Below are 11190 nucleotides of genomic sequence, written 5' to 3' on the forward strand. Positions count from 1 at the left end.
GCCTTTTTATTATAATTTTTTATGCTCATTTTTATTCGTAACACCGAGATGTTCTTGAAGTGTTGTCGATATATCATTAACACTCTTTTCGTTTGGAACGTAATAATAAATACCACCTATATATTTATCAGTACCTTCCACTTGCAATTTATCCATTTTTAAATCTGAACCCATTGAATTTTTTGCAATCGTCATCATATCATCGAAAGTTAAATTTGTTTTTAAGTCTTTGTCGACAGCATCTAATAGGCCACCGATTTTATTAATGGAATTAAGGGACAGTGCTTTTTCAGCAATAGCTTCTAAAACAAGTTGTTGTCGTTGACCACGCATATAATCACTGTCGATATGACGAGTTCTCGCTAGTGCAAGTGCTTCTTCTCCATTTAAATGTTGACGCCCTTTTTTTAGGTGAATCGCATCTGCCTCGTCGCTACTATTTTGTTCTGTGAACTCAACTGGAACGTCGACAGTTATACCACCTAGAGAATCAACGATCTTGATAAAGGATTTGAAATTAAATTTTACATAGTAATCAACTGGGACATCTAAAAAGTTTTCTACTGTATCAATTGTGCTGTCTACACCACCAAATACGTGCGCATGTGTAATTTTATCATATTTATCACGTGATTTAATGTAGACGCGTGAATCACGTGGAATGCTGACCAGTTTAACAGATTTATCATTTTTATTAATTGTTGCAAGTAATAATGCATCTGTACGAGTCGCTTTTCCGTAACCTTTTTCCCTGATATCACTTTCATCAACACCCATAATCAGGACAGAAATATTGTCAGTCATAGGTTTAACTGCTTTTTCACGCTTGCTGGATTTATCTCCTCGGCCTAGTTCAGAATAAGCATTACTTAAAACAGATTTTGCTTTACTGTATATATGGAAGGAGTAACCTCCTGCCCCAAGTGCTACAATCAATAATGGAATAAGAAGGAACCAAAGTAGACGTTTTTTCTTAAAGCGTCCTTTTTTGGCTCGAGTTTCGTTGTTAATGTCGGATTTCATCATTTTTTCTCCTTTAAAACAATCAAAGTGTATACATCTAGAAGCGTATTAAAATACATAAAAAATATTGTACGCTAAATAAAAGGTATTGTACATGTATAAAAAATAGATGTCTTGATTATTTATCCCGCATTAACGGGCAGTAAAACTCCCACCTCAAAGTCCAGCGAATGCAAGGAAGTTAGGTGGGAGATAACTGCCCGTTAATGCCCGATTGGTGAAGGCTAATAATCAGAGGGGGATAGCCCCCTCTGATTAAAGTTTCACTTTATAAGACATCTATTCGTTATTGTATACAAAAGACAGGGATAAGAAAATGATAAAATTTTACCTAATTAAAGCATAATACTTACAATAATCGCAGATAAAATACTAACAAGAGTAGCTCCGTATAGTAATTTTAGGCCGAAGCGGGCAACAACATTTCCTTGTTCTTCGTTTAACCCTTTTACCGCGCCGGAAATAATTCCAATGGAAGAAAAGTTGGCAAAAGAAACGAGGAAGACAGAAATAATACCAACTGTACGGATAGAGAGTGTGCTAGAAATTTTACTAAGATCCATCATTGCTACAAATTCATTTGTTACAAGCTTTGTTGCCATAATGCTACCAGCTGTGACAATCTCAGAACTTGGTACGCCGATAAGAAATGCAATAGGGGCGAATACATAGCCTATTAGTTGTTGGAAAGTAATGCCGAATATAATGAGGAATAGGTCATTAATACAACTCATTAATGCGACGAATCCAATGAGCATAGCGCCGACGACAATGGCTACGCGAAAACCATCAAGAATGTATTCTCCAAGCATTTCAAAGAAACTTTGTTTATCCCCTTTGATTTCCAAAATGTCTTCATCATCGTTAACGTCGTAAGGATTAATAATGAGTACGATAATAAAACCACTAAATAAATTGAGAACGAGTGCGGTTACTACATATTTTGGTTCGATCATTGTCATATAGGCACCGACAATAGACATAGATACTGTTGACATAGCAGAGGCGCAAAGTGTATATAGTCGATGTTTTGGAATTTGGGCTAATTGTTTTTTTACCGTAATAAAAACTTCTGATTGGCCGACAATAGCGGAAGCGATGGCGTTGTAAGATTCTAATTTCCCAAGACCGTTTATTTTACTAAGAAAGAAACCAATCCAACGAATGAAGAATGGTAGTATTTTGAAATGTTGTAATATACCAATTAAGACGGAGATAAAGACAATCGGTAATAATACGTTAAGGAAAAATGGCATTTCCCCTTTATTTGCAAGGCCGCCAAATACAAAGTTTATACCACTGGCAGCATATTCAAGTAGCCTCGTAAACAGGTTGGAAATTATCGTAATAAGTATGAGGCCAACTTCTGTATTTAATAATAAATAGGTTAAAATTACCTGTATAATAAGCATGATGAAAATTGGTTTGAATTTAATGTGTTTTTTATTGTTGCTAGCAATGTAGGCAAGGAAAAAAACAACAATAAGTCCAACGAAAAAAGTGATAAATTTCATAATAAGCCCCCTAAAAGAGATATTCTGATATATGTTTTTCATTTAAAGTGAGAATATGCATGTTTGGTAAAGAGAGGAATAGAGGAATCATGAATATATGTAGAATACATCACGTTGCAATTATTTGTTCAAATTATGAAGTGTCAAAGGATTTTTATACACGAATATTAGGTTTCAAAGTGAAGAATGAAGTATATAGAAAGGAACGAAATTCGTATAAGTTAGATTTATGTGTAGGAGGAGAGTATCAAATTGAATTATTTTCATTTCCAAGTCCGCCTGACCGCGCAAGCTTTCCAGAGGCTGCTGGACTTAGACATTTAGCTTTTGCGGTTACTGATATAGAAGATGCTGTTAAACATTTAAACCGATGCGATGTTGAGACGGAATTGATACGTGTTGATGAGATAACGAGAAAAAAATTCGTCTTTTTCCAAGATCCTGACGGTTTGCCATTAGAATTGTATGAAGGCTGAAAATTGGTGAATTTTATATAGGGTTGCTTTCAAGTAAATGAAGAAACTAAAGTGAAACTTCTTTATTTAAAGGAGGTGTAACTTTAGCTAAGAAAAGCTAAAGGACATATGTGGATATTTTAAAATTATTGATGGTAGCTGTTCTTATTGCGCTGACAGGTTTCTTTGTAGCTGTAGAGTTTGCAATTATAAAGGTGCGTAGCAGTCGTATCGATCAACTCGTTAGTGAAAAAAGACGAGGCGCATTGGCAGCTAAAAAAGTAACTTCAAATTTAGATGAGTATTTATCGGCATGTCAGTTAGGAATTACGATTACTGCTTTAGGGCTCGGGTGGTTAGGAGAACCGACGATTAAACATTTACTCGAACCGCTATTTTTAAAATTGGATTTATCTGCTGCAATTGCAAGTACAGTTTCATTTATTATTGCATTTGCAGTTATTACGTTTTTACATGTTGTAATTGGTGAACTTGCTCCAAAGACTTTTGCAATCCAAAAAGCAGAGCAAGTTAGCTTATTATTATCAAAGCCCATTATTTATTTTTACCGAGTTATGTATCCATTTATTTGGGCTTTAAATGGCTCTGCGCGATTTGTGACAGGCTTATTTGGTTTACATCCTGCTTCTGAACATGAAGTTGCGCATTCTGAGGAGGAACTAAGATTAATCTTGTCTGAGAGTTATGAGAGTGGCGAGATTAATCAAACTGAATTTAAATATGTAAATAACATCTTTGAATTTGATAACAGGGTAGCAAAGGAAATCATGGTACCTCGTACTGAAGTTGTTGGTTTATATGAAGATGAGCCGTTTGAGACACATATTAAAGTAATCGCACAAGAAAAATATACGAGATATCCAGTATTTGGTGAAGATAAAGATGAAATTATTGGGATGGTTAATGTAAAGGACTTATTTATTCGTTATATGGATGGTAATCGAGATGAAGAGTGTTCGATTACACCATATACACGTCCAGTTATTGAAGTGTTAGAAAATATCCCAATCCATGATTTACTATTGCAAATGCAAAGAAGGCGCATTCCATTAGCTGTATTATATGATGAATATGGTGGCACAGCAGGGATTGTTACATTGGAAGATATTTTAGAAGAAATTGTTGGAGAAATCCGAGATGAATACGATGAAGATGAGCATCCACCTATAGAACATATAAGTGAAGTGTGTAAAATCACAGAGGGGAAAGTGCTTATTAGCGAAGTAAACGATTTATTTGGCATACAATTGGTGGCTGATGATGTTGATACAATTGGTGGTTGGATTATGGTACAAAAGCAAATCGTTGCTGAGGGGGATATTATTGAGAAACACGGCTTTTCTTTTAAAGTTCTTGAAAAGGATATGCATCAAATTAAGCGAGTTGAAATAAAGAAAGTAGAAGAATGAATGGATTTTCTATTATATAAACTTTAATAAAAAGTATATATAGAAAAATAAATGTTTGCGCTTTCAAAAAAGGTGCTATATAGTGAAGGTGGATACTGAAGAATTCTTTTAATGATACTCGTATTTTATAGGGCGAATTCTTTAGATAAGGATTTAGAATGAAAAGTATAGGTGATGAAAAATGATAGCAACGAAGGATATACGTATAGAAAAAGATTTTTTAGGTGAAAAGGAAGTACCGAGTGTAGCTTATTATGGTGTACAAACATTACGTGCCGTAGAAAACTTTCCTATTACAGGATACCGCATTCATCCGTCACTCATTACGGCAATGGCAATTGTAAAGAAAGCGGCAGCGCTTGCGAATATAGATACAGGTTACTTAGCTAAAGATATCGGGCAAGAAATTGCAGAAGCGGCACAAGAGATTATGGATGGAAAGTTCCATGATCAATTCATTGTAGACCCAATTCAGGGCGGAGCAGGTACTTCAATTAATATGAATACTAATGAAGTAATTGCTAATAGAGCGTTAGAACGTATGGGATACGAAAAAGGTGAATATGCGAAAATTAGCCCAAATACTCATGTGAACATGGCCCAATCAACAAATGATGCGTTCCCAACTGGGATTCATATTGCAACTCTTATGATGCTAGAAGAACTTCTTGTTACAATGGAAGAACTTCACTCTGCTTTTCATGATAAAGCAAAAGAGTTTGATCACGTCATTAAAATGGGGCGTACACATTTGCAAGATGCAGTTCCAATTCGCCTTGGGCAAGAATTCGAAGCATATAGCAGAGTGCTAGAGCGTGATATAAAAAGAATTAAACAGTCTCGTCAACATTTATACGAAGTTAATATGGGTGCGACAGCTGTCGGTACGGGATTAAATGCAAACCCTACTTATATAGAACAAGTTGTGAAGCATTTACGAAATTTTAGTGGTTTCCCTCTTGTTGGTGCAGAGCACTTAGTTGATGCGACGCAAAACACAGATGCGTATACAGAAGTATCTGCATCACTAAAAGTATGTATGATGAATATGTCTAAAATTGCAAATGACCTTCGTATTATGGCGTCTGGTCCACGTGTTGGATTGGCGGAAATCCAATTACCAGCTCGTCAACCAGGTTCATCTATTATGCCGGGTAAAGTAAATCCAGTTATGGCAGAAGTAATTAACCAAGTTGCTTTCCAAGTAATTGGAAATGACCATACCATTTGCTTAGCGTCAGAAGCTGGACAATTAGAGTTAAATGTAATGGAGCCGGTATTAGTATTTAATTTAATTCAATCCATCAGTATTATGAACAATGGATTCCGTGTATTCCGTGAATATTGTATTAAAGGAATTACAGCGAATGAAGAGTTGCTTAAGCAATATGTTGAAAAAAGTGTTGGAGTTATTACAGCAGTGAACCCTCATATTGGTTATGAAGCAGCTTCTCGCATTGCACGTGAAGCAATTGCGACAGGAAAATCTGTTAGGGAGCTATGTTTAGAACATGGTGTACTTACAGCAGAAGAGCTTGATATTATTTTGGATCCATACGAAATGACGCATCCTGAAATTGCTGGTGCATCTTTATTAAAAAATAAAAAAGTATAAAGTAAAACACCGATCCCCCTTATATAGGGATCGGTGTTTTATTTTAAAAGATATTAAATACAGAGTTAAGTTGAAGTAAGCTAATAATAGCTAAGAAGATTAAACTATATTTCATCACTGTTTTAAATAAGGCAGATTCTTGACCAACTAGTCCAACTGCTGCACAAGCAACTGCTACAGATTGTGGTGAAACCATTTTTGCGATTGTACCACCAACTACGTTTAATGAAACGAGAGTAGATGGAACGAGGTTTAACTGATCGGCAGTTACTGCTTGAAGTGGTGCGAATAATGAACCACTTGATACGACTGAACCTGTAATGAATACGCCAATCCATCCTAAAATTGGAGAAAGAACTGGGAATGCATTTCCTGTAGAAGAGAATGCAAGTCCAAGTGTAGATGACATACCAGAGTAGTTCTCTACGTAAGCTAAAGCGATAACGCTACAAATTGTATATACTGGAACTTTTAATTCTTTTATTGTTTCGATCATTAATTCTTTAATCATTTTGCCGTTTACGCGGTAGACGATAAGTGAAACGATAATTGCTAATACAATCGCAGTAGTTGTAGAAGAGAATACATCTAGTTTGAAAATAGCTGCGAAAGGTGTATCAGCCTTTGTAATTGGTGCAGTTTTCATAACCGCATTATGAAGACCAGGGAACTGAATGTTAAATACTAAGTTTGCCAATGGACCATCCGGAGCAAATAAAGCTTTAATCGGTTTTAAATTAAAGATTGTTACGAATGCAGTTAAGAATACGAATGGAGACCAAGCATATAAAATTTGATTGAATGTATGAGATTCTTTTTCTTCTTGTTTTTCTTCTTTAGCAGAAGATTTTGGCTGCCAAACACGTAAGAATAATGCAAGAGAGACCATACTTACAACGGCTGCGAAAATATTAGTAAGTTCTGCACCTAAGAAATAAGTTACAAGGAATTGAGTAATTGCGAAAGAAACACCACTTACAAGAATACCTTGCCAAGTTTCTTTAATACCTTTAATTCCATCTACCATTGAAACAAGTAAGAAAGGTAAAACAATGCTAATGAATGGTAAAATGTAAACAGTTTGACGACCGACAGTTAATGCATCAAGCTGAGTTAATTGTGCAGGTACTGTAACTGGAATACCCATAGCACCCATAGCACCACCAGCGATATTAGCTACTAAGCAAATACCGGCTGCCTTTAATGGATTAAAGCCCATACCTACAAGTAATGCTGCTGTAATAGCAACTGGAACACCGAAACCAGCCGCGCCTTCTAAGAAAGCACCGAAAGAATAAGCAATTAATAATACTTGTAAACGTTGATCATTTGTAATGCTTGAAATACTATCACGAATGACATTGAATTGTTCTGTTTTAACAGTTAATTTGTAAAGGAAAATAGCTGCGATAACAATAGTACAAATTGGATAAAATCCAGATAAAACACCAAATCCCGCAGATGCTACGGCCATAGTTGCTGGCATTTTATAAACAAATATTGCAAGAATAATGGCTACAATTACACTATAGAGACCAGCGATATAACCTTTCATTTTGAATCCCACTAAACAAATAATGAAGCAGAAAATTGGAAGTGCTGCGATTAGTGCAGATAACCAAATGTTGTTTAATGGGTCATAAATTTGTGTCCAAGTACTCATAATAATGACAACTCCTATCTATTATATGTGAAGAAATTCACATTATTTGTGAAATAATTCACAATCAACTTACATGCTTAGTATATTCTCCTTCAACACTATTGTCAACGTAAAAAAGTATAATTATTCCATAATAGTGTTAAAAGAAAAGCTTTGTTCATAAAGTAGACAAAAAGCGTAATCAAATTGATTTGATTACGCTTCTATAAATTATTTACATATTCTTTCATTTTTTCATATGTCATTGGTCCTACATGCTTATATTGAATGACACCGTTTGTATCGATGACAAAAGATGTTGGAATGCTGATGATTTGATATGCGGCACTTGCCTGTCCTTTCTGATCTAATAGGACGGGGAAGGTATATTTGTTTTCTTCAAGAAATTTTTTTACATTGTTCGGGTCTTTTTCAGTAGCTGTCGCATTTACAGCGACAATTTCAATCCCCATATCTTTAGTATCATGATAAAACTTTTCCATATCAGGCATTTCTATTTTGCATGGACCACACCAGCTTGCCCAAAAATTCAATATTACTTTTTTTCCTTTATAGTCTGTAAGGCGGACTTCTTGACCAGTGGTTGTTTCCAGAAGGAAATTGAGGGCAACATTGCCAACTTCAGTTCCAATTGGGGTGTTTGATTTTGAAACTATATCTTCTTTGTTGTCTAATAGGAAGTGATCGATAATAGTCCAGCCAACCGCAATGCTAATTAACGCAATAATAAACCATTTTTTAATATTACATCATCCTCCTTACTTAAATTTCCTTTTTATCGTAACAAAGTGGTTAAATATGGTCAAATTACTTTACGATAGGTTATCAATTATAGACGATATTTTACAATATCATTACTGTACATTTCAGTAAGGTGAAAATATAACAAAAAGGCTGATAAATCAACATTTGTAAGCAAAGTATTACTATCCCTTTGTTTTGCTTTTTCTTTATATCATATAGTATAATATTCAAAATCAGCAGGGATTTTTTCCTGAACTGTGTGCTGATAAAAGGAGGAAAAATTTTTCAGCATTATAGGTTGATAAAGTTATGTCGTAACAGGAAATATAAGAACAGATATATAAATAAATAATAAAGAAATAATAAAGAAAATAAAAAACGAAAATGAGGGGAATTTTATGAACCAAAACCAATTTGACTGTCGTATTTCAGAAGAAGACGTACAGATGTTAAGAGCATTAGCTCATCCATTGCGTCTACGTTTAGTAATGGAACTAATGCAGCGTGGAACATGTAATGTAACACAATTACAAGAGGTATTAGAAATACCACAATCAACTGTTTCACAGCATTTAACGAAATTAAAGCAAAATAAAGTAGTACGCTTTGAGAGACGCGGGTTAGAAGTGTATTATCAAATTCATAACGATAAAGTAAGTGAAGTAGTAAAAACATTATTTTCTTGATTTTTGAATATTATGGAAAGAAGACGTGTGAAATATACGTCTTTTTTTATTTGGAAAGGATGTAATAATAGGAAGATTTGAGAGCGTATATATTAGCGCGTGAGAAACAAACAAACTATCGGTTGAAGTGCTAAATTGACGGAATATATTCTGAAGGGATATGAAAAGATAGAAAGGAGTGTTGTAAGCCAAAGGAGGAATAATATAATGGATGTAAAACGTGTGAAACAGATATTATCTTCTTCAAGTAGAATTGATGTTACATATGAGGGAGTCCCCGTATGGATTGAGAGCTGTGATGAGCAGAAGGGAAGTGCTCAAGTGTATGACGTATCCAATCCAGGAGAGAGCGTTCACGTGGATGTGACGGCTTTAGAAGAGATGTAATAGAAAAGACGCTTCTAATTGTAGAAGCGTCTTTTCTATTTGCTATTCCATCATATGTGCAATTTTCTTAGAGAACATAAGAAGTACTAATCCTAGCACGATTACGATAACACCGATGCTTGCGAATACTTCTAAATATCCTAAAGATTGAGTGAAAGCAGCTAATTGTCCTGCTAATAAGTTTGCACAGCCAGTACCAGCTAACCATACACCCATTAATAAAGATGCTAATTTAAGAGGAGCGATGGCACTTACCATAGATAATCCGATTGGTGATAAGAATAATTCACCAATTGTATGGAACATGTAAGTGAACACAATGAACAGTAAGTTTGCTTTCATTGTAATGTTACCTTCATCGCTACCAGTTTTTAAAACAGCTAAAGTTAGAATTAAATATCCAACTCCTAGTAAAATCATACCTAATGCCATTTTTGTTGGGATTTTTAAATCACCATTTTTTGTTTTTGAAAGTTTAATCCATAATGCAGAAACAGGTAATGCCAATAAGATAATGAACAATGGGTTTACAGATTGGAACCAAGGTGTTGGAATTGTAAATCCACCAATTGTACGATCTACGAATTTATCTGTATAAAGTGTTAAAGAACTACCAGCTTGTTCAAATCCTGCCCAGAAGAATACAACGAAACAAGTTAAAATTAAAATTGCAGCTGTACGTTTTTTCTCTTGTGCTGTTAAAGGTTTTTTCTCAATTACTTTTGCATTGTTTTCTTTAGATTGTTTTCCGACAACAGTTGTTCCAATAGATCCTAAGTAACGAGGTGCTAATGAATTAAATGCAATCTGACCAATAATCATACCGATACAAGCTGTTAAGAATCCGTATTTATAATCTGTAAAATAGCCGCAAATGAATGGAGCGATAAAAGCTCCTAAGTTAATTCCCATGTAGAAGATAGTGAAGGCACTATCACGACGAGAATCGTTTTCGCTATATAATTGACCTAATAAAGTCGAAATATTTGGTTTGAAGAATCCATTACCAATAACTAATAATCCTAAGCCTAAGAAAAGGCCAGTTTTAGTGTTCATTGAAAATAGTACAAAGTTACCAAGTGCCATAATGATACCGCCGATGGTAATGGCGTGTCGCTTCGTAATGAAATGGTCAGTTAGCCAACCACCAATAATCGGTGTGAAGTATACTAACATTGTGAAAATACCGTAAATCTGTACAGCAACTGCTTTATCAAAGCCTAAACCGCCACTTACTAAGCTCGTTGTTAAATAAAGAACTAATAAGCCACGCATTCCGTAATAACTAAATCTTTCCCATGCCTCTGTAAAGAACAACAAATATAATCCTGGTGGATGTTTTTTGGGTGATTGTTGCTCTCCAGCTTTTTCTAATTTTAAAGCTGCATCCATGTTTGTTTCCCCCTAATCCTATATAACGGATATTTATGTAATTATTTTAATTCACAAAATATTTAGAAGTCAATAGAATTATATGGAAATAGAAAAAAATTTCTAAAAAAATTCTATTTTTCTTCAACCGTTACTGTATTTTGCCCTGAAAACGAGATGATAAGCGTTTTCAAATGTAATAATTGAATTCTAAAAGAAAATAAAATAGTGATTAATCAGAAAATTTAGATTAAAAAATCTATTCTGATATAGAGAAAATATATTTTATTTACTTTTATAAT

Annotated in this window: 10 protein-coding genes; 5 read left to right on the plus strand and 5 right to left on the minus strand. The window is 34.5% G+C overall.

Features of this window, described 5'->3' with window-relative positions; all coding sequences use genetic code 11:
* Window positions 1-9: 9 nt before the first annotated feature.
* On the minus strand, window positions 10-1026 hold the full coding sequence (locus tag V7038_RS06265) for an LCP family protein (protein WP_002114001.1): 1017 nt from the start codon (window positions 1024-1026) through the stop codon (window positions 10-12).
* A gap of 332 nt (window positions 1027-1358) precedes the next feature.
* Window positions 1359-2537: a NupC/NupG family nucleoside CNT transporter gene (locus tag V7038_RS06270; protein ID WP_070127899.1), complete on the minus strand. Its 1179-nt coding sequence runs from the start codon at window positions 2535-2537 to the stop codon at window positions 1359-1361.
* Window positions 2538-2626: 89 nt separating this feature from the next.
* On the opposite strand from V7038_RS06270, the gene gloA2 reads away from it, so the two are divergent.
* From gloA2 to aspA, 3 genes are all read left to right on the plus strand, one after another.
* Window positions 2627-3013 carry an SMU1112c/YaeR family gloxylase I-like metalloprotein gene (gene gloA2, locus V7038_RS06275; RefSeq protein WP_033714312.1) on the plus strand — a complete coding sequence of 129 codons (387 nt, stop codon included), beginning with the start codon at window positions 2627-2629 and terminating at the stop codon, window positions 3011-3013.
* 110 nt (window positions 3014-3123) lie between these two features.
* On the plus strand, window positions 3124-4422 hold the full coding sequence (locus V7038_RS06280; protein WP_070169849.1) for a hemolysin family protein: 1299 nt from the start codon (window positions 3124-3126) through the stop codon (window positions 4420-4422).
* Window positions 4423-4603: 181 nt separating this feature from the next.
* Window positions 4604-6037 carry an aspartate ammonia-lyase gene (aspA, locus tag V7038_RS06285; protein ID WP_335469548.1) on the plus strand — a complete coding sequence of 478 codons (1434 nt, stop codon included), beginning with the start codon at window positions 4604-4606 and terminating at the stop codon, window positions 6035-6037.
* A 43-nt stretch (window positions 6038-6080) separates the two neighbouring features.
* Here the strand turns inward: aspA and V7038_RS06290 are convergent, their stop codons facing one another.
* Window positions 6081-7700: an L-lactate permease gene (locus V7038_RS06290; protein WP_002114011.1), complete on the minus strand. Its 1620-nt coding sequence runs from the start codon at window positions 7698-7700 to the stop codon at window positions 6081-6083.
* Window positions 7701-7903: 203 nt separating this feature from the next.
* A complete protein-coding gene (locus V7038_RS06295) occupies window positions 7904-8443 on the minus strand; it encodes a redoxin domain-containing protein (RefSeq protein WP_321145670.1) in 540 nt (179 codons plus the stop codon).
* A 399-nt stretch (window positions 8444-8842) separates the two neighbouring features.
* Between V7038_RS06295 and V7038_RS06300 the strand changes: the two genes are divergently transcribed.
* Together V7038_RS06300 and V7038_RS06305 are read left to right on the plus strand one after the other, a co-directional pair.
* Complete coding sequence (locus tag V7038_RS06300) at window positions 8843-9130, plus strand: ArsR/SmtB family transcription factor (protein ID WP_001075217.1); 288 nt, start codon at window positions 8843-8845, stop codon at window positions 9128-9130.
* 207 nt (window positions 9131-9337) lie between these two features.
* Entirely contained in the window at window positions 9338-9517 is a 180-nt protein-coding gene (locus tag V7038_RS06305; RefSeq protein ID WP_002010492.1) for an acid-soluble spore protein H, read from the plus strand.
* A gap of 42 nt (window positions 9518-9559) precedes the next feature.
* On the opposite strand, the gene V7038_RS06310 is transcribed toward V7038_RS06305, so the two are convergent.
* Complete coding sequence (locus V7038_RS06310; RefSeq protein ID WP_070127901.1) at window positions 9560-10909, minus strand: peptide MFS transporter; 1350 nt, start codon at window positions 10907-10909, stop codon at window positions 9560-9562.
* Between the last annotated feature and the right edge of the window lie 281 nt (window positions 10910-11190).

This window comes from Bacillus sp. JJ783 (genome assembly GCF_036963225.1).
Lineage (GTDB): Bacteria > Bacillota > Bacilli > Bacillales > Bacillaceae_G > Bacillus_A > Bacillus_A cereus_U.